We start from the raw sequence: 25995 nt of genomic DNA on the forward strand, positions 1-25995 counted from the left end.
CCTAAACTCATCGATCAAAAAACGGGTTTGCCCTTAGTTTTAGCGACACTCCATACAAAAACATTAAAAAAAAGAAGAATTATATTTTTTTACGCACAATTTTTTAAGAATAATATTTTTATATATTTGTTAACGCGTTAACAGAATTAATTATTCAAAAACTACAACGAAAAAAATCGTTCGTTTTCGAATAGCAGTATAAAGAAGATTTTTTTAAGAACCGGAAATCGTACGAATAGCAGGATTACCTTATTCAGAAACCCGGTATCGCTATAAATACAATCAGAAGTCAAACAGACAAAGTAGTATACTTCAGGCTTCTGATCAAACTGTCTAGACCAAAAAACCACTTTTAACCAATCAAATCACTCTTTTCGGGGTGATTTTTTTTCGCCACGAATTGCACGAATTAGCTCGAATTAACTTGATGCTTAAAATAAAATTTGTGCCAATTCGTAGAATTCGCGGCAAACTTTTTCTCAACACGAATTTCACAGATTTGCACGAATTAAGTTGATGTTTAAAAATAAAATTTGCGCCAATTCGTGGAATTCGTGGCAACCTTTACTCTTCAAGCAATTCCATTAATTCCAAAGCCCTCTTGGTGGATTTTACATTTTCAAAAGTCAATAAAAGTCTTAAGCCATTGGGAGTTTGCTTTTCTTTCATTTGGCAAAGATTACTATGTGTTTGCACAAATTTTATAACCTTATGAAAACGTTTGGACTGATAATAATCGGACTGTTGGTCTGAAACAAAATAACCAATCATTTTGCCTTTTTTCATGACCAGTTTCTCTATACCTACACTTGTGGCGATCCATTTGATGCGAATACTATTCATCAATGCATTGGCACGTGGAGGCATCGGTCCGAAACGGTCAATTAATTTATTTTGAAATACAACCAGTTCTGCTTCATTTTTCACAGCACCCAGCTCGTTATACAAACTCAAGCGCTCCGTCACATTATTAATATATTCATCCGAGAACAACAACTCAAAATCGGTATCAATTTGTAAATCTTTTACATACTCCTTAGTTTCGATATCATTCTCTTCCGGATACAAATCTTTGAATTCGTTTTCTTTTAATTCTTCGATGGCTTCGTTCATGATTTTCTGATAGGTATCGAACCCAATTTCATTGATAAAACCACTTTGTTCCCCACCTAATAAATCTCCCGCACCACGAATTTCAAGATCTTTCATGGCAATATTAAATCCGCTTCCAAGTTCACTAAACTGTTCTAGCGCCTGAATACGTTTACGAGCATCGTCCGTCATTGAGGAATAGGGTGGACAGATGAAATAACAAAATGCTTTTTTATTGCTTCGTCCTACTCTACCGCGCATTTGATGCAAATCCGACAATCCGAAGTTGTTGGCATTATTGATGAAAATTGTATTGGCATTTGGTACATCTAAACCACTTTCAATGATGGTAGTTGCAACTAAAACATCAAAATCTCCATTCATAAAACCTAACATCAATTCTTCGAGTTTTGCCCCTTCCATTTGTCCGTGACCGATTCCGACTCTGGCATTTGGAACCAAACGCTGTATCATTCCAGCCACTTCTTTAATGTTTTCAATTCTGTTGTTGATGAAAAAAACCTGTCCGTTTCGCTGAATTTCATACGAAATTGCATCACGAATAATTTCTTCATTAAAACCAACCACATTAGTTTCAATCGGATAACGATTGGGTGGCGGTGTTGTGATTACTGACAAATCACGTGCTGCCATTAACGAAAACTGTAATGTTCTCGGAATTGGTGTTGCTGTTAATGTCAATGTATCTACGTTTGCCGCTATCGTTTTGAGTTTGTCTTTTACGTTAACTCCAAATTTTTGTTCCTCATCTACAATCAATAAACCAAGGTCTTTAAATACCACATTTTTGTTGACCAGCTGATGTGTTCCGATTACAATATCCAATTTCCCTTCGGCTAATTGTTTTAAGGTTTCTGCCTTTTGTTTGGCAGTTCTGAATCGGTTTAAATAACCAACAGAAACCGGCATGTCTTTTAGTCGCTCTGTAAAAGTGCGATAATGCTGGTACGCCAAAATAGTGGTCGGAACCAGTATAGCCACTTGTTTACTATTGTCAACGGCTTTAAAAGCAGCACGAATCGCCACCTCCGTTTTACCGAAACCAACGTCACCACAAACCAGTCGGTCCATCGGTCTGTCGCTTTCCATATCGGCTTTTACCTCTGCTGTTGATTTGGTTTGATCGGGTGTATCTTCGTAGATAAAAGAACTCTCTAATTCGTTTTGCAAATAACTGTCCGGCGCAAACTGAAATCCTTTTTCCAAACGTCGTTTTGCATACAACTGGATTAAGTTGAATGCTATATGTTTGACACGCGCCTTGGTTTTTTGTTTTAAAATCTTCCAGGCGTTCGATCCTAACTTATAAATTTTAGGCGGCGTTCCGTCTTTTCCGTTGTATTTTGAAATTTTGTGAAGCGAATGGATGCTCACATATACTATATCATTATCGGCATAAACCAATTTTATGGCTTCCTGTGTTTTGCCTTCTACCTGAATTTTCTGCAAACCGCCAAACTTTCCAATTCCGTGGTCGATATGTGTAACGTAATCTCCAACAGAAAGTGCTGTAAGCTCCTTTAACGTGATATTCTGCTTCTTAGAATAGCCGTTTTTGATATTGAATTTATGATAACGCTCAAAAATCTGATGGTCTGTATAGGCCGTAATCTGATTCTCTTCGTCAATAAATCCTTGATATAATGGCAGTACAATGGTATGATATTGTTTTCTGATGTTCTCCGAATTAGCCTCATCTAAGGTTTCAAAAATATCATGGAAACGTTTGGCCTGCGTTTCATTTGAACAGAATAAATAATTTTTATATCCGTTAAAATGATTGTCGCTCAGATTATTCAACAACAAATCAAACTGTTTGTTGAAAGAAGGCTGCGGCTGTATATGAAATTCGAAACTCTTTGTGGTTTTGAAAACAGGTTTTGAAGCCAATTCTACAATTGAGAAATCTAAAGCTCTTTTTATAAATGCAGACTGGTTTAAGAACAGTTGTTCGGGAGTCGCATGTTTTATTTCTCCGGACAGTTTTTCGAAAGCTTCTTCTGCCCTGGCAAATTGTTTGTCTAACTGAGAAAAAAGTCCTTCTGTATTCTGAATAAAAAGTACTGTTTTTTCTGCAATATAATCCAGGAAACTTTCTCGGTTCTCTTGAAAAATCTTGTTCTCCACATTCGGAATAATCGTGATTTTTTTATGTGTTTCAACCGACAACTGTGTTTCCACATCGAAACTTCGAATACTGTCTACTTCATTCCCGAAAAACTCAATGCGATAGGGGTGATCGTTCGAAAAGGAAAATACATCTACAATTCCTCCACGAACCGAAAATTCACCGGGTTCGGTAATAAAATCGACTCTTTTAAATTCGTATTCAAACAAAACTTCGTTGATAAAATCTATAGAAATTTTATCATTCAAAGCGACTTTGAGTGTGTTTTTATCCAGTTCTCTTCTGGTTACTACTTTTTCAAAAAGAGCTTCGGGATAGGTCACAATTACCGCCGGTTTTTTGCGGGAATTAATTCGGTTTAAAACCTCAGCACGCAATAAAACATTAGCATTATCGGTCTCTTCAATCTGGTAGGGACGACGAAACGAACCGGGATAGAACAAAACATCCTGTTCGCCAATCATTTGTTCTAAATCGTTCAGATAATATGCTGCTTCTTCTTTGTTGTCTAAGACAATCAAAAAAGGCAATTCTGTTTTCTTAAAAACACTTCGAACTACAAATGAAACTGCCGATCCCAGCAATCCGCTCAGATGCATTTTTACTTGATTCTGCTCTAGTAATTGTGTGGCAATCTGCTGACTTTTAGGCAAATTGTCATACGTAGTATATAAGGCGTTTTTACTCAACTTTAGGTAAATTTGGATCTATAATTGCGTTCGGGATAGCACGTGTTGTGTCTAACATTTTCAGAAAATCGGCTTCTCCTTCTTCTTTTGGAATCTTCGCTTTTTCGACAACTTTATCCATTTGTCGCTCTAACGACACCAACTCTTTATTGATATCCCCAATTAAAAACGTCACTTTATCATCCGGAATTGTGCTCAGATGAATGTACAAATCCATCATTTTGATTTTAGTGATCAAAATTGAAATTCTACTTTTTATCTGAGGTTGATTAAATTGTGCGGGAATATTATTGTTTAAAAGCATTGCTTTCTTAGCTATCGCTTCTGATTTTTTCTGAAACGCTCCAATCGTCTTCCTTGGTTTTTCTCCGATTTCCTTTAAAAAATCACGCCATTCGGTCCACACAACTCTATTTTGCTCAGAGACTTCGTTGATGGGTTCATCTATAAAAGTCCAGCCTTTATTGATGTTATTGAATATGGCTTCCTTTTTTTTAGCTTCTTTTTCATAGGCTGCACGACGCTTTTCATCTTCACCCTGACATGAATTCAGTACAAAAATCAAAAGTAGAAAAAGAGATATTTTATATTTCATTTGGTAAAACATTAAGCTACAAAGTTACAAAGTAAATTTACAATTACGAACTCTCTTTTTCGTCTCAAATCATATAAAATTGTGCGCTTTTTTTGCCACTAATTTCACGAATTGGCACGAATTATTTTTTTTGCCACAGATTTCACTGATTAAATGGATTATTTCTGAATCGAAATGAAAAACGCAAGTGAAAAATCATTCTAATCCTTTTAATCTGTGGCTAACCAAATCCCAATCTATATAGAGCACTGCCTTTTTTGCCACAGATTTCACTGATTAAACGGATTTCTTTAAAGAAAAATACACACGTGAAAAAATCATTCTAGGCTTTTTAATCTGTGGCGATTTTCTTCTCGTCAATACCTTTTTTTACGGAGAATAACCCAACAAAGAAACTTCGTTATTGTTAAATTTATAATTTGCATTGTCAAAAAACATATTTATTTGCGAAAACGTTATATTTGTATCTCTAAAAAAATTAACACATGAATCCAAAAATCTTGATCATTGGCGCTTGCGGTCAAATTGGGACTGAACTGACTCAAAAATTACGTAAATTGTATGGAACAGAAAATGTAATTGCTTCTGACATCCGGAAATTAAATACTGACGTTGTTAATTCAGGGCCTTTTGAAGTGGTCAATGCTTTAGATTTTAATCAAATTGAGCATCTGGTTGAGTTGCATAAAATTACCGATGTTTATTTAATGGCGGCACTTTTATCGGCTACAGCTGAGAAGAATCCGGCATTTGCATGGGATTTGAATATGAACTCTTTATTTCATGTTTTAAATTTAGCTAAGGCAAAAAAAATTCAAAAAGTTTTCTGGCCATCAAGTATTGCTGTTTTTGGACCAACAACTCCAAAAGAAAACACCCCTCAATATACCGTAATGGAACCTTCTACGGTTTACGGAATTAGCAAACAAGCAGGAGAAAGATGGTGCGAATATTACCATAACATTTATGGTGTTGATGTTCGCAGTATTCGTTATCCGGGTTTAATCAGTTGGTCTACGCCTCCGGGTGGTGGTACTACCGATTATGCTGTGGATATTTTTTACAAAGCGATTTCAGATAAAAAATACGAGTGCTTTTTATCTTCAGAAACAAAAATGCCAATGATGTATATGGATGATGCGATTGATGCTACTATAAACATTATGAAAGCACCGGTTGAAAAAATCAAAATTCATTCGTCTTATAATTTAGCTGCGATGAGTTTCACACCAACCGAAATCGCTGCTGAAATTAAAAAACATATTCCGGAATTTGAGATTACTTACAATCCTGATTTCCGTCAGAAAATTGCAGACAGTTGGCCTGCGAGTATTGATGACAGCTCTGCCAGAGAAGACTGGGACTGGAAACATACTTTTGACTTAGAGTCAATGACAAAAGATATGCTGGAGCATTTGGGATAAACCCAAGTCCTTCTTTACCTCTATAAGCATGTTATTTTAAAAGAAAATCCTTTTAGAATAACATGCTTATTTTTTTTACAAAATGTTTCTTAATTAAAAAATACGAATTGTAGAATTTCTTACATTTGATCTGTTTTTAACAAACTAATTAACCAAACCCTTACACAAAGGAAAAAAAACCGTTAGATTTATGACAAATTCGTTAAATCCTATTCAGGAAGACAAAAGAACCGCTATTGTTGATATTTTAAGAGGATGGGCTTTACTAGGTGTTGCCATAGGAAACTATGTCGATTTTCGCTACATCGGGCTAGACCGTTTTATTCAAAAAAAAGGCGCTTTTTCTGAAGTAATAAGCTTTTTTAATTTAACCTTTTTTTCTGCCAAATCCTGGACTTTATTGAGCATTTTATTTGGATACGGTTTTGCAATACTTATAAATAATGTTGCAGAAAAAGGCAAAAATCCTGTTTCTTTTTTCTGCTGGCGAATGTTTATTCTTTTTGCTTTTGCTTTTGTAAATTCTGCTTTCTGGCTTGGCGATATTTTAAAAGACTATGCTTTTTTAGGTTTATTTCTTTTACTCTTTTATAGAAGTTCCCCTAGAACAATTCTTATAAGCAGCATCGTTCTTTTAGTATTCATTCCATTTCTTACGGCCTACATTAATAGTATCAAACAGACATTACCCGATGTACAGTCTACTGCCAAATATTTAAAATTATTTTATTCTGATAATTGGCTCGATGTATTCCAATTCAATTTACTCGGAACGTATTATCAGGAAATGATTAATCTCCCTTATGCAATTACCGTCCATGTTGTGATGTTTGCCCTGATGCTTTTGGGGTTTTATGCCCAAAAAATCAACTTTTTTAATCGTTTACCTGAATTAAAAAAATCTTTAAAAAGAACCCTTATCATCACGTTCTTTTTAGCAATTGCTTCCGGTATTCTTTTCCAAATCTTCCTTAAACAAACAGTCGTTTTTACTTATTTTAATCCTGTTTTTTGGACCATAATAAGTACAATGTTGTTTATAGCATCCGGAATTTGTCTGCTCTATACAAACGGAAAACTAAAAACGGTCTTCAACTATTTCAGGGTTAGCGGCAAAATGACTTTAACTAATTATCTGATGCAAAATATCATTGCCTTTTTTCTATTTTCCGGAGCTGGCTTCAAAATTTACAATACTTTACCGTACTGGTTTTACTTTTTCTTAGCGATTTTTGTGTTTACAATTCAGTTATTCATAAGCAAATGGTGGCTTGACAGATACAATTATGGTCCCGTTGAATGGCTGTGGAGAGTGTTGAGCTATAGAAAGATGTTTCCGCTAAAAAAGACCGTACAAAGCGAAACGATAACAAATGTAAAACCTGTTTTATAGATTTACTCTTAAAAGAAAAAGCCCTTAAAAAAATTATTTTTTAAGGGCTTTCTTTATTTAATTCAGTAAATTATTTTACTTCATAAACATTATTTGTTGCTTTTACATCTGCCATTAATCCGCTTGGATCAATTGTGATTTTTTTAATTGCAGCTTTGCTTTTATCTATTGTAAAACTATAGTTTGACATTGCCCAAGCCCAATCTTCCAAAACAGTTCTTTTTACGTTTGGATTCGGATTTGGTTTAATGTAATTCATCATTCTTAATGGAATGTAGAAACTCTCTGTTGTACCATCAGTATATTCAACTGTTAAGTCAAGAGGCATTGGCATTCTTCCGATTCTTTCTAAAGAAACGGTTGTTTTACCAGCATTATCAGCTACGTCTTTTATTCCGTAGTCAATTGTATTTGTTGTTTCTGCCCAGTCAATCAAATACCAGTCCAACTCAGCACCGGAAACTCGCTCTGCTGTTCTTTTGACATCATTTGGCGTTGGGTGTTTGAATTTAAAATCATTGTAATATCTCTTTAAAGTCGCATCTAAATTCTCCTGACCAATTACATAAGCCAACTGCGAAAGAAAGATACTTCCTTTTACATAAGAAGAGATACTGTAAGGTCTGTTCTCATCATAACGATCACCATGAGTGGTTTGTGGCTGCTCTTTTCCTGATGAAACTAAACTGTAATACGCATTATAGTTTCCTTTAAACGGATTTACTTCTTTTTTATCTCCAGCCAATTCATTCAAAGCACTGTCTTCAATGTAAGTTGTAAAACCTTCATCCATCCATGGGTGTTTTGATTCGTTTGAAGCTAAAATATGTTGGAACCAAGAATGTCCTAATTCGTGTGTTGCCGTTCCCAGAATTCCTTCAAGAGTTCCGTTTCCTAACATTAAAGTACACATCGCATACTCCATTCCACCATCACCTCCTTGAATAAAAGAATATTGTTTGTACGGATAAGCTCCAACTCTCTGATTATAGTAATCCATTACTTTAACCATTAACGGCTCCAGTTTTTTCCAGTTCTCTGCTACTTTCGGATTGTTTTTGTAGAAGAAATGCAAATCAACATCATTTGGTCCTTTTACAATATCATGAATATAGTTTTTATCAGCTGCCCAGGTAAAATCATGCACATTTGGCGCAATAAAATGCCAGGTTAACGTTTTTGCTTTTTTAGGGTATACTACTGTTACACCTGCATCTTCGTAACCGTGTCCGATTTGGTTTTTATCCTGAAGATATCCGGAACCTCCAACAGTATACTCTTTATCAATTGTAATTTTTACATCAAAATTACCCCACACACCGTGAAATTCTCTCGCGATATAAGGATCTGCATGCCAGCCTTCGAAATCAAATTCGGCTAATTTAGGATACCATTGTGACATTGACAATTCGATTCCTTCCGTGTTATTTCTTCCTGTACGACGAACCTGAACCGGAACTTGTCCGTCAAAATCTAACGTAAAAGTTGATTTAGAATTCGGCAAAATTGGCTTCGCCAGTGTTACTTCCAAAATAGTTCCGGAAGTTCTGGTTTGAGCGGTAACACCATCTTGTTTAAAATTAGTAACTTTTAAATACCCTACTTCGTTTGGTTTTAAAGTTTCAATTCTGCTTTGCTTTGTTTCTTTACCATCAGCACTTTTTACTTTATTCACCATTCTTCCGTCCGGATCTTTAATAAAATGCAAACGAGCATCCATCTCACTTCCGGGTTGAAATGCATTCAGAAATAAATGATAGAATACTTTTTTTAATGTATCGGAAGAATTATTGGTATAAACCAATTCTTGCTTCCCTTTGTACTGATAGTTTTTTACATCCATCGAAACCTCCATTTTATAGTCGGCATGTTGTTGCCAGTATGGAGCGCTTTGTGCAAAAGCTGAGTTTAAACCCAAACTCAAAAAAGATAATAGAATAATTTTATGCATATTCAATAAAATAGAAAATGGAAGAGTCTTCACTCTTCCATCGGATTAGTAATTTATGTTTTTATTTTTTTGACATTTTTTCAGCCATTAATAAAGCGTTATAAGCATTTACCATTTTGGCTGTTTTAGAAGATTCAGCAGACGAAACCGGCACCGGTTTTTGACTCGGATCCGGGTTTTCACCTAAAACTACCATTGATGGGAGAGCAACTCCTGATTCCATCAAAATATGTTTTACTTGTGAAGCTTTTAATTTTGGATAATAAGAACGAATCAAAGCAGCAACTCCTGCAGCATTTGGCGAAGCCATTGAAGTTCCTTGCAGATACTTGTATTTGTTATTAGGAACTGTTGCGTAGATTTCTTCACCCGGAGCAAAAACGTCAACGTTTATTTTTCCGAAATTAGAGAATCCTGCGATTACATTTTGTCCGTATTCTTTATTGATCGCACCAATTGTAATAACATTATCCGCAAATTCTTTTATATTGTCTTGAGAGTCATTCGGGTAATTGATGTTTTTTGTTTCATCAATATTGTAACCGTCATTACCTGCAGCATGAACAATTAATACATCTTTTTTAGCAGCATATTTTATAGCCTCGTACACCCATTCTTTATGAGGAGAGAAACTTTTCCCGAAACTTCCGTTAATTACTTTTGCACCATTGTCAACAGCATAACGAATTGCCAAGGCAATATCTTTATCATACTCATCTCCATCAGGAACGGCTCTAACGGTTAAGATTTCAACATTGTTGGCAACACCGTCTCCACCTAAATTATTACCTCGAACCTGCGCGATAATACCCGCAACGTGTGTTCCGTGAAGGGCTTTTTCTTTATCAGGACCAAAAACTACGTTATTACCATACTTTGTATTTTTGATGTCTTCCGGATTATCTCCTACCACTTTTCTTCCGTCAAAATCTTTATTCAGATTGTAATTGAATTGATCGTAAACCTGCTCTCTGTAAGCTTCCAACTCTTCTTCCGGATCAAAAGTTGGTCCTGCATTAGTAAAAATCTGTGTCATGATATTTTTACTTAACACTATTTTTTCGTCTGTTGAAGTAATTGTGCTTAAATCTTCCAACTTGTAAGTGGTCTTATTTAAAGCTTTTTTTATTGTATTGTGAACGTCCAACAAATAATCAACCTGTTGTTTGTCCTGCAAAAGTTTTTTAGATTTTTCTTCGTATTGCGCCAATGCATTTTTGTATTCCGCAGATCCATCATCTCCTTTTTTAACAACACGAGTCATTTCAAGATTTTCATGTACGGCATCCCCAAGGAAATTCCATCCATTAATATCATCAATAAAACCGTTTTTGTCATCATCAATTCCATTACCCGGAATTTCTTTAGGATTGGTCCACACCATTCCTTTCAGGTCTTCATGTTCGATGTCTACACCGGAATCCACAATACCTACAATTACTTTTTTACCAGTTTTTCCTTGTAGCAACTCCGCATAAGCTCTGTCGACACTCATTCCTGCAATAGTATCTTTTACTAAATCAAGATGGCTCCATCTTTTTAAATCATTCTCAGAAACCGGAGCTTTTTTTACAATAACCAAAGGTGTTGTAATGGCTGCTTTAGGAGTAGAAACTTGTGCTTGTAAAGTTGCACTACAACCTGCTAAAACAAGTAATGCAAAAGCAGATAACGTATTTGATTTTATAGGACTCATGTAATCTATTTTAATATAAAAGTTAAAAGTTGCGACTAAATTATGCTTTTTTGTTGCAAAAAACTAACCATTAACACTGCCTTATGATTTTTTAGTGGTTATCTGTTTATAAATGTGTACTTTTCGTGTGTTTTAATATTGTTTTTTGAAAAAAAATTAATACGGGTTTCCGTAATAAAACCCAATCTAATTTGTATACTTGCATTTCCAAAATACTAAAACCTATCTATGAAAACAAAACTACTTTTATTCTTGGTATTAGCCCATTTTTCTATTTATGCACAAATAAATTTAGTCTCCAATGGGGAATTTGAAAACTGGACAAATAACAAAACATTGCCGGGCTGGACGATCGAAAACAATGTTAGTCAGAACACTTCCGACTTCTGGAGGGGCGCTAACAGTATAAAACTATCCTTTCTAAACAACACTTTAATTCCGAAAATTACAACTCAAGTTCCCATGAGTGCCGGAATTACCTATACAATAAAGTTTAAATACAAATATTTAAGCAGTAACTACAATAATGCACACCCTATTGTCCTGAATATTAGCAAAAATGGAAGTTCGACAACACTTTCGAATACTACTTTTGCCACAGACAATAATTGGGGAACCAATGAAATCACTTTTACACCGGACCAAAACCTGTCTTACGATTTAAGTATTTCCTTGCTTACAAATGATGCTATCGGATTTAATGTGGCGATTGATAATCTGCAAGTTTATGTTCAGGGAACCGAGCAATATACCCTTATTCCGGATGTGATTTTCGAAACGAAACTAATCCGACTTGGCATCGACTTAGGGGTAGCTGACGGAAGAGTGCTGACCTCTAGCATAGCTACACTAAATTCTTTAGATGTAAGTAATAATCAGAGCAATCTTCCAAGTCAATCTATTATAAATATGACCGGGATTCAGGATTTTAAAGCCTTAACTTCTTTGTCCTGTTTTGGCAACTTGATCACGAGCTTAGATCTTACTAAAAATAGTGCTCTGACAACTTTATACTGCCAACGCAATCGACTAACGAATCTGGATATTTCTAAAAATACAGCTTTAACTTATATCAATTGTAATGATAATCAATTGACAAATATTGATGTTTCTGAAAAAAAAGCGCTGACTTATTTAAATTGCTCAAACAATAAATTAACAAATCTTACGGTTTCAAAAAGTGTTCTTTTGGAATATTTATATTGTGAAATCAACGCATTAACAAGTCTTGATGTTTCAAAAAATGTTAGCCTAAAAGCTTTATCTTGCAGAACTAACTCCTTAACGAGTTTAAACTTAAAAAACGGAAAGAATACGCTCTTTTATTGGAATTCTCTCTATAATATAGAGGTTTATGACAATCCTGGATTGAGCTGCATCTTAGTAGATGATGTAATTTATTCAAATAAAAACTGGTCCAATAAGAAAGATTATCAAGCCAGATATACCTTGCTCTGCGATCAGCAATACACCGCGATCCCGGACTTAAATTTTGAAAAAAAATTAATTGCCCTTTTGATAGACGCGGGCCCAACCGATGGAAAAGTACTAACGGCAAGTATTTCGTCACAGACCACATTAGACGTTTCAAATAGTGCTATTGCAGATTTAACAGGAATTCAGGATTTTACCAAATTAAGCACTCTAAATTGTTCCGGAAATACTTTAAGAAATCCGGATTTTTCAAAAAATCTAAATCTGACCAATTTAGATTGCAGCAAAAATCAATTAACCTCACTTGATTTTACTAAAAATAGTGCTTTGACAACTCTACGTTGTTCAAATAACATTGAACTGGCTACCTTAGAGGTTTCTAAAAATAGTGCTTTGACGATTTTAGAATGTAAGTCAGCTAACCTAAGGGCTTTAAACGTGACCCAAAATTTGAAGTTAGAAGAACTAAATTGCAGTTATAATATTTTGGCTCGTTTAGATGTTTCAAAAAATATTAATTTGACTTCTCTGGACTGTTCTTATAATCGAGTGCCGGAGCTGAATATTTCTAATCATCAAAGTTTGATTACTTTAAATTGTTCTAATAATGAATTAACAAGTCTTGATGTTTCAAGTACAATGTCTCTGAATAATTTTGATTGCAGCACCAATAAACTAGTTAATCTGAATGTGAAAAATGGCAATAATCTAAACATGCCAAAACCTAAGTTTCTGAGCAACCCGAATTTAACCTGTATCAGCGTTGACAAGGTCGCTTATTCGAATTCGACTTGGAGTTCTTCTAAAGACAAAGCAGCTTCTTACAATACCAGTTGTGGCACTTCTATTGCCTACACGTTGATTCCCGACCCTGCTTTTGAAGACAAATTGATCGCAATAGGAATTGATACCGATGGGAAAAATGGAAAGATCATGACCACCAGTATAATTTCGGTAACTTCTTTAGATGCTTCTTCTGCCAATATTTCAAATTTAGGCGGAATTCAGGATTTTCTGTCTTTGACGTATCTGGATTGCGGCTTGAATAAAATATCGTATTTAAATCTATCCAAAAATATATTTTTAGCTACTTTATATGCTCCCGAAAATGCCCTGGAGACTTTAGATGTTTCTAAAAACACTGATTTGACCTATTTGGATTGTAGCAAAAACCGATTAAAAACCCTCGATGTTTCTAAAAATAAAGCGCTGACTTATTTGAATTTGAGTATGAATTCCCTTTATTCTAATTTTACAACCTTAGACGTTTCTAATAATACAGCCTTAACAACTTTAAATTTTTCAAATAATAAAATAACAACTATAGATCTAACCAAAAATCCAGCCTTAACTGCTTTCAATTGCAATACGAACAGTATAGAATATTTGGATGCTTCTAAAAATACAGCTCTTGTAAAACTGGACTGTTATGGGAATCGATTATGGTATTTAAATTTGAAAAACGGAAATAACAAAAACCTGGATATTGCCAATTCTAATTTTACGAATAATCTAAATCTAAGCTGCATTGAAGTAGATGATCCTGCTTATTCAAATGCAAACTGGTCGGGTAAAAAAGATGCAGCTGCGAGTTTCAATGAAGCGTGTAATTTGAAAAACACTTTAATTCCTGATATTAATTTTGAAGAAAAGTTAATTGCGTTAAAAATTGATTCCGGCGTTCCCGATGGAAAAGTTTCAACCGCAAGAATTTCTTTTGTAACGGAACTAAACCTAAATGGAGCCTCTATTTCTGATTTAACCGGAATTCAGGATTTTACAGCATTGACCAGTTTATTCTGTACAAATAATCTATTGACTACAATCAATATTTCTCAAAACTTAGCTTTAACCTATTTAAATGTTAATGATAATAAACTAACTACTATAGAGACTTCAAATAATCCTGCCTTAGAAGAATTATATATCTCTGATAATAAATTGACAAGTCTTAATCTTGCAAAGAATCTTAAGCTACACGATTTGTTTTGCATGGACAATCAATTAACTACTCTTGATGTTTCGAGCAATAAAGAATTATACGATTTGCGCTGCTCTTCCAATCAATTAAAAATTTTGGATCTTTCTAAAAATCGCCTTCTGGATTTAATATACTGTAGCAATAATAATCTTTCGGCTTTAAATTTAAAAAGTGGAGGAAATAAATATATCAGACAAATAAACCTTATAGAAAATCCTTCATTAAGCTGTATTTTGGTCGATGATGTTTCTTATTCTAATACAAATTGGGCCAATTTCAAAGACGCCACAGCAAACTTTAAAACGGTTTGTGATGCCTTAGGCCTCGAAGATTCTGTTTTTAAAAACACTGTTGTGTATCCAAATCCAACTAAAAACATTTTAAACATCCAAAATGTAAGTTTAGAAAAAGCAACGGTTTACAATGCACTGGGGCAACTAGTAAAAACGTTTACTTTAGATGTAACAAACACCGACAATACCATCAATTTGTCCGGTCTTCCAAAAGGAATTTACTATGTATACTTAATCAATCAGGATGCGGCTTCAGCTAAGAAGATAATTCTTGAATAATTGATATAACAAACTAAAAAATCCCATTTTCAAATTGATGAAAATGGGATTTTTTTATGCCTTTAATTTTTCTCTAAAGAATATCTTCACAAGTAAAAACGTCTTTCAACCGAACTCCTTTTTCGGTGTGTTCTACGGTTATAATCTGATTGTGTGCATCATGTTCCAGAAATAAATAGTGATTGTGATCTGCAGCTGCACTCAAAAATTTTGATTTCTCAGGCATCGTCAATAAAGGCCTGGTATCGTACCCCATAACATACGGCAACGGAATATGTCCTGCTGTTGCCAGCAAATCGGCACAAAAAACAATCGTTTTATCTTTGTATTGAATATGTGGAATCATCTGTTTTTCGGTATGACCGTCAACGTAAAAAATTCCAAAACCTAATTCTTCAGCAACTCCAAAATCACCATTGGGTCTTTGAATAAAATTCAACTGGCCACTTTCCTGCATCGGCAAAATATTCTCCGATAAAAAGGAAGCTTTTTCGCGGGCATTAGGCTTTGTTGCCCATTCCCAATGACTTTCGTTTGTCCAATATTTGGCATTTTTAAAAGCGGGTTCGTAGCCCGTTTTACCTGAATTCCATTGAACACTTCCTCCACAATGATCAAAATGAAGATGCGTCATAAAAACGTCTGTAATCGCATCCCGGTGAAAACCATATTTTGCCAAAGAAGCATCTAAAGAATGTGATCCCCACAGCGAATAGTAACCAAAAAACTTTTCTGATTGTTTGTTTCCCATTCCGGTATCAATCAAAATAAGTCGGTTTCCGTCTTCTATTAGCAGGCAACGTGCCGCAATATCAATCAGGTTATTGTTGTCGGCAGGATTGGTTTTATTCCAGATTGTTTTAGGCACAACACCAAACATGGCGCCGCCATCTAGTTTAAAATTTCCGGATTCTATTGGGTATAGTTTCATGAAAGTAAGTTTCTATTAGAAAAACAAAGCTAGGAAATCCAATTTCCATATGCTAAAAAATCTATTTAAAAACATATAATGTCATTAACAGAAATGGGAAAAAGTGGCCACGAATTACACGAATTGACACCAATTCTTTCATTATTTAGTGAAATTTTTATTTGTTACAGATTTTGAGAAAATGCCTTTAGGGCTTTGACAAATAGTTCCCAACCTCGCACATCTATTAGTAAAAAAAGCAACAGATTAAAGGATTAAAATGATTAAATAATCTGTGCAAATCTTTTTAATCTGTGGCAAAAAATAATTCGTGCCAATTCGCGAAATTCGTGGCAAAAAAATCATCCCAAAAATCAAAATAAAAGTCTGGTCTCAAAATCCCAAAGCAACGGCTTCCTATATTAAAATAACTTCTGTCTATTTTAACATTTGTTATAATAATGTGAACCATTATGGAAAAAGGTTTTTAAGTCGTATCTTTGCAAATAATTTCATTTTCACATTGAAATACAGTACTTTAAAATATAATGATTTCATTACTATTTCGGAGCTCGTTTAAAATGAAATAAAAAAACAAATACTATAAACACAATGATAAAAGTTTCTGATACAGCCAAAAAGAAAATCATCGATTTGATGAAAGACGATGGTTTTGATGCCGCTCATGACTACGTACGCGTAGGTGTAAAAAGTGGCGGATGCTCTGGTTTGTCCTATGATTTAAAATTCGACAAAACCAAAGGCGACGACGATAAAATATTTGTAGACAACGACATAACAATTGCAGTTGAAAAAAAATCATTTCTATATTTAGCCGGAACCATATTGGAGTTCTCAGGCGGATTAAACGGAAAAGGCTTTGTATTCAACAATCCAAATGCAAGCAGAACTTGTGGTTGTGGAGAATCTTTTTCACTATAAATCAAAAGAATTTATAACAGCAAAAATTTAAACCTTTTGAGAATAAATCATTTTCAAAAAGTTTTAAAAAACTAAAAAATGTCAAAATACACTGAAGACGATTTAAAAATCGAACTCGAAACCAAAGAATACGAATACGGATTTTACACTGATATTGAATCGGAAACGTTTCCTATTGGCCTAAACGAAGACATCGTTCGCGCTATTTCTCTTAAAAAAGAAGAACCGGAATGGATGACCGATTGGCGTATCGAGGCTTTTCGTGCCTGGAAAGAAATGATCGAACCGGAATGGGCAAATGTTCATTATGCAAAACCGGATTTTCAAGCTATTTCTTACTACTCCGCTCCAAAACAAGTAGATCCAAACAAAACATTAGACGACGTAGATCCGGAACTTTTGGAAATGTACAAAAAGTTAGGAATCTCTGTTGACGAACAAAAAATGATGAACAATGTCGCTATGGATATTGTAGTCGATTCTGTTTCTGTTGCTACTACTTTCAAAAAAACATTGGCTGAAAAAGGAATTATTTTCTGTCCAATTTCAGAAGCGATCAAAGAACACCCTGAATTAGTTCGTAAATATCTAGGAACAGTTGTACCTCAAAAAGACAACTTCTATGCGGCATTAAACTCAGCTGTTTTCTCTGACGGAAGTTTCTGTTATATTCCAAAAGGTGTTCGTTGCCCAATGGAACTTTCAACGTATTTCAGAATCAATCAGGCGGGAACAGGACAATTCGAAAGAACTCTTGTAATTGCTGACGCCGGAAGTTATGTTTCTTACCTGGAAGGCTGTACGGCTCCAAGTCGTGATGAAAATCAATTACACGCTGCTGTTGTTGAATTAATCGCCATGGACGATGCAGAAATTAAATATTCTACGGTTCAAAACTGGTTCCCTGGAAACAAAGAAGGAAAAGGTGGTGTTTATAATTTCGTAACCAAAAGAGGTTTATGCGAAACAAATGCTAAAATTTCATGGACACAGGTAGAAACAGGTTCTGCGGTAACCTGGAAATATCCTTCTTGTGTATTAAAAGGAGATAATTCGGTTGGAGAATTTTATTCTATCGCCGTTACCAATAATTACCAGCAAGCCGATACCGGAACTAAAATGATCCATTTAGGTAAAAACACTAAATCGACTATTATTTCTAAAGGTATCTCTGCCGGAAAATCACAAAACAGTTATAGAGGATTAGTGCAAATCAGCCCAAGAGCTGAAAATGCAAGAAACTTTTCGCAATGTGACTCTTTGTTAATGGGTAATAATTGCGGAGCTCATACTTTCCCTTATATCGAAAGTAAAAATCCTTCTGCAAAAATTGAGCACGAAGCAACTACAAGTAAAATTGGAGAAGATCAGGTTTTTTATTGCAACCAAAGAGGTATTCCGACTGAAAAAGCGATTGCCTTAATTGTTAACGGTTTCAGTAAAGATGTCTTGAACAAATTACCAATGGAATTTGCTGTTGAAGCTCAAAAATTATTAGAAATTTCTTTGGAAGGATCTGTAGGATAATCAAAACAAAGCAATATGGATATCATCTTAAAAAATGTAAAGAAAAAAGATTTTCCGGTTTTAAAATCACTGGCAAAATCTCTTGGTTTTGAAATTATTGAAGAAAAAGAAAAGCCATATAATCCAGAATTTGTACAAGAAATTTTGGCCGCTCAACAAAGCATAAAAGACGGAAAAGGAGTTAAGATAAAACTAGACGACCTGTGGAAGTAATATATTCAGAAAAAGCTCAAAAAGACAGAGAGTATTGGAAAAAATCTGGAAATAAAGCAATTATGAATAAAATCACAGCTCTAATAGCAGACATACAACTTCATCCATTTGAAGGCATAGGAAAACCTGAACCTTTAAAATATGAACTGTCGGGAAAGTGGTCCAGAAGAATAAATCAAGAGCACAGAATCATTTATAGAGTTAATGAAGAAGAAACAATTGAAATATTGGATATTCTTTCTCTGAAAGGACATTACGAATAAGTATTAATGGAAAATAAAAAAGTCATCATTTTAGGTTCTTCCAGAAAAAATGGAAACACAACAAAAATTGTGGATCAAATTGCTAAAGAGTCCGCCGCAGATATTATTAATCTAAGTGATTATAGTATCTCTTATTATGATTACGAAAGCAAAAACATAGACGATGATTTTCTGCCTTTGATAAGAGAAATAATCGAAAAGTATGATACTTTGATTTTTGCGACTCCTATATATTGGTATAATATGAGTGGAATTATGAAGGTTTTCTTTGATCGCATTTCAGATTTAATTCGAATTGAGAAAGAAACCGGACGAAAACTCAGAGGAAAGAAAATTGGAGTAATATCCAATTCGCACGATAATGAAATTGAAGATAGTTTTTACATCCCATTCAAAAAATCAGCCGATTATTTAGGCATGGAATATTTAGGACACGCGCATTTTAATGCTAACATCCTAAACCAAACAACAAAAATAGAATTGACATTTATATAAAATAAAAAAAACAATGTTATCAATAAAAAACCTTCACGCCTCAATTGGTGATAAAGAAATCCTTAAGGGAATTAATATAGAAGTTAAAGCTGGTGAAGTACACGCCATCATGGGACCAAACGGTTCTGGAAAAAGTACCCTTTCGGCTGTAATTGCCGGAAATGAAAACTACGAAGTTACAGACGGAGCAGTTTTCCTTGACGGAGAAGATCTTGCTGATCTTGCTCCTGAAGAAAGAGCACACAAAGGAGTTTTCCTTTCGTTTCAATATCCTGTAGAAATTCCGGGAGTGAGTGTTACCAACTTCATGAAAACAGCAATCAACGAAACTCGCAAAGCAAACGGTCAGGAAGAAATGCCGGCTAATGAAATGCTAAAAGTAATTCGTGAGAAATCGGAGTTGTTAGAAATCGATCGTAAATTTTTATCTCGTTCTTTAAACGAAGGTTTTTCGGGTGGAGAGAAAAAAAGAAACGAAATCTTCCAAATGGCAATGTTAGAGCCAAAATTAGCCATCCTTGACGAAACCGATTCTGGTCTTGATATTGATGCCCTAAGAATTGTTGCTAACGGTGTGAACAAGTTAAAAAGCGAGAAAAACGCCATTATCGTAATCACACACTACCAACGTTTATTGGATTATATCGTTCCGGATTTCGTTCATGTTTTATACAACGGAAGAATCGTAAAATCAGGTGGAAAAGAATTAGCTTACGAGTTAGAGGAAAAAGGATACGACTGGATTAAAGCAGAAAATTAGTTTACAGTTACAGTTTACAGTTTACAAAACTCATAACTTATAACTCATAACTTACAACTATAGAAATGGATTTAAAAGAAAAATTAGTATCGTCTTTTATGGCTTTTGAAGAGCGTGTTGATGTACATTCAGATTTACATGACATTCGCACGAACGCCTTAAAAAACTTCGAGAATAAAGGTTTCCCAACCAAAAAAGAAGAAGCTTGGAAATACACATCGCTAAACGCCATCTTAAAAAATGACTTTACGGTTTTTCCTAAGCAGGAAAGTGCAATTGAATTTAATCAGGTAAAAAAATACTTTTTACACGAAATCGATACTTATAAATTGGTATTTATCGATGGGGTTTTCAGTTCACACCTGTCTTCTACTACACACGACGGAATTGATGTTTGCTTGATGTCATCGGCATTGACCAAACCAAAATATAAAATGATTATTGATACCTACTTTAATCAAATTGCAAGCAAAGATGATAGTTTGACTTCATTGAATACTGCTTTTGCAATGGAAGGTGCTTTTATCAATATTCCAAAAAAGAAAGTAGCTGACAAGCCTATTGAAATCATGTATTTCTCAACAGGAAACGAAGCTGCATTAATGGTTCAGCCTCGAAATTTGATTATTGTTGGAGAAAATTCACATGTTCAAATCATCGAGCGTCACCAAAGTTTGAATGAAAACCCGGTTTTAACGAATTCCGTTACGGAGATTTTCGCTCAAAAACGTGCTATTGTTGATTATTACAAAATTCAAAACGACAACAGCGAAGCCAATTTGGTTGACAACACTTACGTTTCTCAACAACAGGAAAGCCACGCTTACGTACATACTTTCTCGTTTGGAGGAAATCTAACGCGTAACAACTTAAACTTTTATCACTTTGGTGAAAGATTGACAAGTACGTTAAACGGAATTTCAATTCTTAACGACAAACAACACGTAGATCATTATACTTTGGTAAACCACGCAACACCAAATTGCGAGAGTTTCCAGGATTATAAAGGAATATTCTCTGATCGTTCGACAGGAGTTTTCAACGGAAAAGTTTTGGTAGAAAAAGAAGCTCAAAAAACAAATGCTTTCCAAAAAAGCAATAACATTCTATTGAGCGACAAAGCAACTATCAATGCAAAACCGCAATTAGAAATTTTTGCTGATGATGTAAAATGTTCTCACGGTTGTACCGTTGGACAATTGGACGAAACGGCTATGTTCTACATGCAATCACGTGGAATTCCTAAGAAAGAAGCAAAAGCATTGTTGATGTATGCTTTTTCAAATGCTGTTATTGAAAGTATCAAAATACCGGAATTGAAACAACGTATTACTAAAATTATCGCTACGAAATTAGGGGTGAGTTTAGGATTCGATTTATAATAGAGCGTTTAACCGCAAGGGGCGCTAGGATTTACACAAAGTTCGCAAGGTTTAGTTTAAACTTTGCGGACTTTGTGTTTTTTATTTTATGGTGTCTAACATTACAGACTTATAATCTAATTCAGCTTGGCATTGATTACAGTAGGCTTTTAACCGCAAGGCACAAAAAGTTTAATTATGGCTCCTTTTTAATTTATAACTATTTTTTTGCACGCAGATTTAGCAGATTGCACAGATTTTTTTAAGAGGTAAATAAGATCGGCCTAATCTGCTAAATCTGCGTGCTAAAGAAAATCTTTGCGAACCTTTTAAACTTTACGATTTCTTCACGCTATCAATTATACCTTTCAAAAATCCATTGAAATCAAATGCAGGATCTTCTTTAAGCCCCATTCTTACAATCACCAAATCAAGCGATGGAATAATAGCAACAGTCTGCCCTTGGTACCCGTTGCAATAAAACATATCTTTTGGAGCTGCGGGAAATTTACCCCCTGCATTCAACCAGAATTGAGCTCCATATTTTCCGTCTGATGTGTTTGTTGGTGTTACCGTATATTTCACCCAACTTTCATCTAAAACCTGTTCGCCATTCCAGTTTCCTTTATGTAGGTACAACAAACCAAATTTAGACCAATCACGCGGTGTTGCCCAACCATAAGATGACCCTACAAATGTTCCCGACATGTCCTGTTCCACTACCATAGAGTTCATCCCTATTTTATCGATTACGGCACTGTACCAAAAATCAAGATATTCCTGTTGTGATTTGAACTGATGTTTTAATATTCTGGATAATAAATTAGTCGTTCCGGAAGAATAATACCAATGTGTATTGGGCTTGAATTGTGCCGGTTTATCCATTTGCACTTTTCCCATATCTTCTGATTGAAAAAGCATCTTGGTCGCGTCGCAAATCGTACTGTAATTCTCTTCCCATTCTAAACCGGAATTCATGTGCAGTAAATCGTTAACCGTTATGTTTTTACGGTCATCATTTTTCCATTCTGCAATTGGAGCAGGTTTATAAATATCAATTTTTCCTTGTTTTACCAATACGCCAAAAGCAGCACTTGTAAGGCTTTTGGTCATCGACCAGCCTAATATCCTGCTGTCTTTTGTAAAACCTGTATCGTATTTTTCGGCAATTAATTTGTCCTTATATAAAACCACAACCGCTCGGGTTCTTTTTAATTTGCCTCCCGTTTTATCAAAAGCATTGGCTACTGCTTTTTTCAATTTCGCATAATCTACATTTGCAAAAACAGTATCTTTTGGTTCGTTATTTCCATAAGGAAAAGACAAATCGTTCACTAGTTTTGTTCTTTTTGGCAATAAATAGGGTTTCGAAACATCAAAATCTTCATTAATTAAAGTCGCGCCTAAACCTTCTCTGTAAATTGCTTTTCGTTCTTTTAATCCATAAACCGCCGATGTAGCAAATTTACCAGCTTCATCAATTTTGTTCGTCGCAAGATCAAGCAGCGGGATATCATTATCTCCTTTTTCAATCAATTCTAAAGACCTGTTATCCAAAAAATGTCCGGATGCAACACTCTTAGCCGAAAAGCCCGAAATCAGATCCAGCTTCGGATAAGTAGTAAATCCATAATATAAAAGAGCAACAACTAAAACAAGTACAAGCAGTTTGACGATTTTCTTCATGATTTTCTTAATATTTTAATGCAATATAATCAATTTATTTTCACGATTTTACAACACAATTTAGAAATACAATTCGAATAACTCATGAAAATGAAATAAAATTTACAGAATCAATATTTCATTCCACAACCAATAGCGCCATAAAAGGAAATTATAGAATAGCCGTATAAAACAATTTAGTTTTAGTACTTTTGTAAATAGACTTTTTCTAAATAAGACATGCTAGATATTCAAAAAATAAGAGCTGATTTCCCGATACTTTCACAAACTGTAAACGGAAAACCTTTAGTATACTTTGACAACGGTGCTACTTCACAAAAACCACAAATTGTGATTGATGCTATCGAAAAATACTATCAGGAAATAAATGCAAACATCCACCGTGGTGTTCATACTTTAAGTCAATTAGCCACTGATGCCTACGAAATTTCTCGTGGTAAAGTGCAACAACATATTAACGCTAAGTTCGCTCACGAGGTACTTTTTACTCCGGGAACGACACATGGAATCAACTTGGTAACAAATGGATTTGCGTCTATTTTAAAACCGGGTGACGAGGTTTTGGTTTCTGCTTTAGAGCACCACAGTAACATTGTGCCTTGGCAAATGTTATGCGAGAAAACGGGTGCTGTACTGAAAGTTATACCGATGAATGAAGATGGCGAACTGATCATGGATGCTTTTGATGCCTTGCTTTCTGAGAAAACAAAAGTGGTGACTGTCAATCATATTTCAAATGCATTAGGAATCATCAATCCGATAAAATACATAATCGAAAAAGCACATTCTGTTGGCGCTGCTGTTTTAATTGATGGTGCACAAGCAGTTCCACATTTAAAACCGGACGTTCAGGATTTAGATTGTGATTTTTATGTTTTTTCGGGACACAAAATGTGCGGTCCGACTGGAACAGGGATTTTATACGGAAAAGAAGCCTGGTTGAATAAACTTCCTCCTTACCAAGGTGGGGGTGAAATGATTAAAGAGGTTTCTTTCGAGAAAACAACTTACGCCGACTTACCACATAAATTTGAAGCCGGAACTCCAAATATCGCAGGTGGTATCGTTCTTGGTACTGCTATTGATTATTTGAATAACATTGGTTTTGACAACATACAAAAGCACGAAGAAGAACTATTAGAATATGCTACAAAACGTTTGCTGGAAATTGAAGGTTTACGAATTTACGGAACCGGAAAAAATAAAGCTTCTGTAGTTTCGTTTAATATTGATGGCATTCATCCTTATGACATTGGTTCGATAATTGATAAATTAGGAATTGCCGTTAGAACCGGACATCATTGTGCACAACCTATTATGAATTTCTTTTGTATTCCCGGAACGATCCGTGCATCGTTCTCTTTTTATAATACCAAAGAAGAAATTGATTTGATGGTTGATGCGGTTAAAAAGGCAAAAACAATGTTAAGCTAAAAAAACAAACCTATGCGTATCGTATCCATATTGCTTTTAACTTTTTTTATTACGTCAAGTTGTTCAAGTCAAAAAAAAACAGACATGAAGTCAACACAAATTGAGTATTCAGCTCTTTCCAGAGGTCTTTACAAAAAAATACTTGTCCAGAATAAATCTGTTTCTGTTACAAACGGCAGAGATGCGGAGGCAGTTGAAAGCAAAATAGATGCCGCAAAATGGAATAAGATTGTTACTGAGTTTGAGAAGATTAATTTAGATAATATTCCAAAATTAAAAGCACCAACAGAAAAACGCTTTTACGATGGTGCAGCCATTGCAAACTTAAAAGTAACAACAAACGGAAAAACCTATGAAACAAAAGGTTTTGACAATGGTTTTCCTCCAAAGGAAATAGAGAAATTAGTAAATTTGCTGGTCGATTTTACGAAAGAATAATTATGACAATAAAAGAAATACAAAACGAAATAGTAGACGAGTTCTCCATGTTTGACGACTGGATGCAACGCTACGAATACATCATCGAATTAGGAAAAAGTCTTCCATTAATAAAAGAAGAATACAAAACCGAAGAAAATCTAATCAAAGGATGTCAGTCTAAAGTCTGGTTACAAGGAGAGCAATCCGATGATAAAATTGCTTTCACAGCAGACAGTGATGCCATTTTAACGAAAGGAATTATTGCTATTTTAATTCGTGCTTTTTCGAATCAGAAAGCAAAAGATATTTTAGATGCTGATGTTGATTTTATAGATGAGATCGGATTGAAGGAACATTTATCTGCTACACGTGCAAATGGACTAGTATCTATGATCAAAAACATCAAAATGTACGCTTTGGCTTTTGATGCTAAGAACAAAAACTAAACTTATTATTTAAACCATATAAGTGATGTAAGTTCATTTTAGCAAGCCTATTATTTACGTATATAATTTATTTGGTTTTAAAAATACTTTTAAGTCCGCGCCTCCTCTTTCTTTTTTTACTATTACACTAAAACAATAATGGTAACTAAGAAATATTTGAGTGATTTAATTTATCAGGTTAATGGAGCAGCAATTGAAGTTCATAAAAATATTGGACCCGGTCTTTTAGAAAGTATATATCATCAATGTATGATTAAAGAACTTTCTTTAAGAGGAATAAATTTTCAATCCGAATTAATAATTTCGATTGAGTATAAAGGTTTAGAATTGGAATCTGATTTAAGATGTGATTTGTTTATTGACAATTGTTTGGTTTTAGAACTAAAAGCAGTTGATAAAATCATTCCTGTTCACATTGCAAAATTGATGTCATACATGAAACTTTTGCAAGTACCTATTGGACTCATGATTAATTTTAATGTAACCAATATTTATCACGAAGGTCAAAAAACATATGTCAACGAATTATATCGACGGCTAGTAGATTAAAAATAAAAAACAA

General features: G+C 34.6%; 20 protein-coding genes. 14 read left to right on the forward strand and 6 right to left on the reverse strand.

What is annotated here, in order from left to right:
* Positions 1–564: 564 nt before the first annotated feature.
* Together mfd and ACHRV5_RS19775 are read right to left on the reverse strand one after the other, a co-directional pair.
* Positions 565–3930, reverse strand: a complete 3366-nt coding sequence (gene mfd, locus ACHRV5_RS19770; RefSeq protein ID WP_047774881.1) for a transcription-repair coupling factor — start codon at positions 3928–3930, stop codon at positions 565–567.
* A complete protein-coding gene (locus tag ACHRV5_RS19775) occupies positions 3923–4525 on the reverse strand; it encodes a hypothetical protein (RefSeq protein ID WP_230004236.1) in 603 nt (200 codons plus the stop codon). Before ACHRV5_RS19775 ends, mfd begins: the two co-directional genes overlap by 8 nt.
* A gap of 485 nt (positions 4526–5010) precedes the next feature.
* Here ACHRV5_RS19775 and ACHRV5_RS19780 point away from each other — a divergent pair, with 485 nt between their 5' ends.
* Entirely contained in the window at positions 5011–5949 is a 939-nt protein-coding gene (locus tag ACHRV5_RS19780; protein ID WP_047774879.1) for an L-threonine 3-dehydrogenase, read from the forward strand.
* A 190-nt stretch (positions 5950–6139) separates the two neighbouring features.
* The gene (locus ACHRV5_RS19785) at positions 6140–7342 is read left to right on the forward strand and encodes a DUF418 domain-containing protein (protein ID WP_395427897.1); all 1203 of its coding nucleotides are present in this window, start codon (positions 6140–6142) and stop codon (positions 7340–7342) included.
* Positions 7343–7412: 70 nt separating this feature from the next.
* Here the strand turns inward: ACHRV5_RS19785 and ACHRV5_RS19790 are convergent, their stop codons facing one another.
* On the reverse strand, positions 7413–9293 hold the full coding sequence (locus tag ACHRV5_RS19790; protein ID WP_395427898.1) for a M1 family metallopeptidase: 1881 nt from the start codon (positions 9291–9293) through the stop codon (positions 7413–7415).
* Between the two features lie 61 nt (positions 9294–9354).
* Positions 9355–10989, reverse strand: a complete 1635-nt coding sequence (locus tag ACHRV5_RS19795; RefSeq protein WP_047774872.1) for a S8 family peptidase — start codon at positions 10987–10989, stop codon at positions 9355–9357.
* A 228-nt stretch (positions 10990–11217) separates the two neighbouring features.
* Between ACHRV5_RS19795 and ACHRV5_RS19800 the strand changes: the two genes are divergently transcribed.
* Complete coding sequence (locus ACHRV5_RS19800) at positions 11218–14976, forward strand: T9SS type A sorting domain-containing protein (protein ID WP_395427899.1); 3759 nt, start codon at positions 11218–11220, stop codon at positions 14974–14976.
* A gap of 73 nt (positions 14977–15049) precedes the next feature.
* On the opposite strand, the gene ACHRV5_RS19805 is transcribed toward ACHRV5_RS19800, so the two are convergent.
* Positions 15050–15907: an MBL fold metallo-hydrolase gene (locus ACHRV5_RS19805; protein WP_395427900.1), complete on the reverse strand. Its 858-nt coding sequence runs from the start codon at positions 15905–15907 to the stop codon at positions 15050–15052.
* A 591-nt stretch (positions 15908–16498) separates the two neighbouring features.
* Here ACHRV5_RS19805 and ACHRV5_RS19810 point away from each other — a divergent pair.
* The 7 genes from ACHRV5_RS19810 to sufD all read left to right on the forward strand — a co-directional run bounded on the left by ACHRV5_RS19810 (position 16499) and on the right by sufD (position 21468).
* Positions 16499–16828, forward strand: a complete 330-nt coding sequence (locus ACHRV5_RS19810) for an iron-sulfur cluster assembly accessory protein (protein WP_047774868.1) — start codon at positions 16499–16501, stop codon at positions 16826–16828.
* A gap of 78 nt (positions 16829–16906) precedes the next feature.
* Positions 16907–18355 (forward strand): Fe-S cluster assembly protein SufB, encoded by a 1449-nt coding sequence (sufB, locus tag ACHRV5_RS19815; RefSeq protein ID WP_047774867.1) that lies wholly within the window; start codon positions 16907–16909, stop codon positions 18353–18355.
* Between the two features lie 15 nt (positions 18356–18370).
* Positions 18371–18568 carry a DUF2683 family protein gene (locus ACHRV5_RS19820; RefSeq protein WP_395427901.1) on the forward strand — a complete coding sequence of 66 codons (198 nt, stop codon included), beginning with the start codon at positions 18371–18373 and terminating at the stop codon, positions 18566–18568.
* The gene (locus ACHRV5_RS19825; protein WP_395427902.1) at positions 18559–18831 is read left to right on the forward strand and encodes a Txe/YoeB family addiction module toxin; all 273 of its coding nucleotides are present in this window, start codon (positions 18559–18561) and stop codon (positions 18829–18831) included. The genes ACHRV5_RS19820 and ACHRV5_RS19825 overlap by 10 nt, the downstream gene beginning before the upstream one ends.
* A gap of 6 nt (positions 18832–18837) precedes the next feature.
* Positions 18838–19326 carry a flavodoxin family protein gene (locus ACHRV5_RS19830; RefSeq protein WP_047774863.1) on the forward strand — a complete coding sequence of 163 codons (489 nt, stop codon included), beginning with the start codon at positions 18838–18840 and terminating at the stop codon, positions 19324–19326.
* A 13-nt stretch (positions 19327–19339) separates the two neighbouring features.
* Positions 19340–20086 (forward strand): Fe-S cluster assembly ATPase SufC, encoded by a 747-nt coding sequence (sufC, locus tag ACHRV5_RS19835; RefSeq protein ID WP_083691963.1) that lies wholly within the window; start codon positions 19340–19342, stop codon positions 20084–20086.
* Positions 20087–20151: 65 nt separating this feature from the next.
* Positions 20152–21468, forward strand: a complete 1317-nt coding sequence (sufD, locus tag ACHRV5_RS19840) for a Fe-S cluster assembly protein SufD (protein ID WP_047774858.1) — start codon at positions 20152–20154, stop codon at positions 21466–21468.
* A 315-nt stretch (positions 21469–21783) separates the two neighbouring features.
* Here sufD and ACHRV5_RS19845 read toward each other — a convergent pair whose 3' ends face one another.
* Positions 21784–23133, reverse strand: a complete 1350-nt coding sequence (locus ACHRV5_RS19845) for a serine hydrolase domain-containing protein (protein ID WP_395427903.1) — start codon at positions 23131–23133, stop codon at positions 21784–21786.
* 219 nt (positions 23134–23352) lie between these two features.
* Here ACHRV5_RS19845 and ACHRV5_RS19850 point away from each other — a divergent pair, with 219 nt between their 5' ends.
* From ACHRV5_RS19850 to ACHRV5_RS19865, 4 genes are all read left to right on the forward strand, one after another.
* A complete protein-coding gene (locus ACHRV5_RS19850) occupies positions 23353–24567 on the forward strand; it encodes an aminotransferase class V-fold PLP-dependent enzyme (RefSeq protein ID WP_395427904.1) in 1215 nt (404 codons plus the stop codon).
* Between the two features lie 84 nt (positions 24568–24651).
* Complete coding sequence (locus ACHRV5_RS19855; protein WP_395427905.1) at positions 24652–25005, forward strand: hypothetical protein; 354 nt, start codon at positions 24652–24654, stop codon at positions 25003–25005.
* Positions 25006–25007: 2 nt separating this feature from the next.
* Positions 25008–25433 (forward strand): SufE family protein, encoded by a 426-nt coding sequence (locus ACHRV5_RS19860; RefSeq protein WP_047774850.1) that lies wholly within the window; start codon positions 25008–25010, stop codon positions 25431–25433.
* A 138-nt stretch (positions 25434–25571) separates the two neighbouring features.
* The gene (locus tag ACHRV5_RS19865) at positions 25572–25982 is read left to right on the forward strand and encodes a GxxExxY protein (RefSeq protein WP_395427906.1); all 411 of its coding nucleotides are present in this window, start codon (positions 25572–25574) and stop codon (positions 25980–25982) included.
* Positions 25983–25995 lie beyond the last annotated feature (13 nt).

It is taken from the genome of Flavobacterium sp. FlaQc-52 (assembly GCF_044007495.1).
GTDB lineage: Bacteria > Bacteroidota > Bacteroidia > Flavobacteriales > Flavobacteriaceae > Flavobacterium > Flavobacterium cupriresistens.

What these genes read in the sequence shown, in the direction of transcription:
- ACHRV5_RS19790 (WP_395427898.1), bottom strand. Translation starts at nt 9,293, where the DNA reads ATGCATAAAATTATTCTATTATCTTTTTTGAGTTTGGGTTTAAACTCA.
- sufB (WP_047774867.1), top strand. Translation starts at nt 16,907, where the DNA reads ATGTCAAAATACACTGAAGACGATTTAAAAATCGAACTCGAAACCAAA.
- ACHRV5_RS19845 (WP_395427903.1), bottom strand. Translation starts at nt 23,133, where the DNA reads ATGAAGAAAATCGTCAAACTGCTTGTACTTGTTTTAGTTGTTGCTCTT.
- ACHRV5_RS19780 (WP_047774879.1), top strand. Translation starts at nt 5,011, where the DNA reads ATGAATCCAAAAATCTTGATCATTGGCGCTTGCGGTCAAATTGGGACT.
- ACHRV5_RS19795 (WP_047774872.1), bottom strand. Translation starts at nt 10,989, where the DNA reads ATGAGTCCTATAAAATCAAATACGTTATCTGCTTTTGCATTACTTGTT.
- ACHRV5_RS19830 (WP_047774863.1), top strand. Translation starts at nt 18,838, where the DNA reads ATGGAAAATAAAAAAGTCATCATTTTAGGTTCTTCCAGAAAAAATGGA.
- ACHRV5_RS19775 (WP_230004236.1), bottom strand. Translation starts at nt 4,525, where the DNA reads ATGAAATATAAAATATCTCTTTTTCTACTTTTGATTTTTGTACTGAAT.
- ACHRV5_RS19855 (WP_395427905.1), top strand. Translation starts at nt 24,652, where the DNA reads ATGAAGTCAACACAAATTGAGTATTCAGCTCTTTCCAGAGGTCTTTAC.
- ACHRV5_RS19800 (WP_395427899.1), top strand. Translation starts at nt 11,218, where the DNA reads ATGAAAACAAAACTACTTTTATTCTTGGTATTAGCCCATTTTTCTATT.
- sufD (WP_047774858.1), top strand. Translation starts at nt 20,152, where the DNA reads ATGGATTTAAAAGAAAAATTAGTATCGTCTTTTATGGCTTTTGAAGAG.
- ACHRV5_RS19805 (WP_395427900.1), bottom strand. Translation starts at nt 15,907, where the DNA reads ATGAAACTATACCCAATAGAATCCGGAAATTTTAAACTAGATGGCGGC.
- ACHRV5_RS19820 (WP_395427901.1), top strand. Translation starts at nt 18,371, where the DNA reads ATGGATATCATCTTAAAAAATGTAAAGAAAAAAGATTTTCCGGTTTTA.
- ACHRV5_RS19850 (WP_395427904.1), top strand. Translation starts at nt 23,353, where the DNA reads ATGCTAGATATTCAAAAAATAAGAGCTGATTTCCCGATACTTTCACAA.
- ACHRV5_RS19860 (WP_047774850.1), top strand. Translation starts at nt 25,008, where the DNA reads ATGACAATAAAAGAAATACAAAACGAAATAGTAGACGAGTTCTCCATG.
- ACHRV5_RS19810 (WP_047774868.1), top strand. Translation starts at nt 16,499, where the DNA reads ATGATAAAAGTTTCTGATACAGCCAAAAAGAAAATCATCGATTTGATG.
- ACHRV5_RS19785 (WP_395427897.1), top strand. Translation starts at nt 6,140, where the DNA reads ATGACAAATTCGTTAAATCCTATTCAGGAAGACAAAAGAACCGCTATT.
- sufC (WP_083691963.1), top strand. Translation starts at nt 19,340, where the DNA reads ATGTTATCAATAAAAAACCTTCACGCCTCAATTGGTGATAAAGAAATC.
- ACHRV5_RS19865 (WP_395427906.1), top strand. Translation starts at nt 25,572, where the DNA reads ATGGTAACTAAGAAATATTTGAGTGATTTAATTTATCAGGTTAATGGA.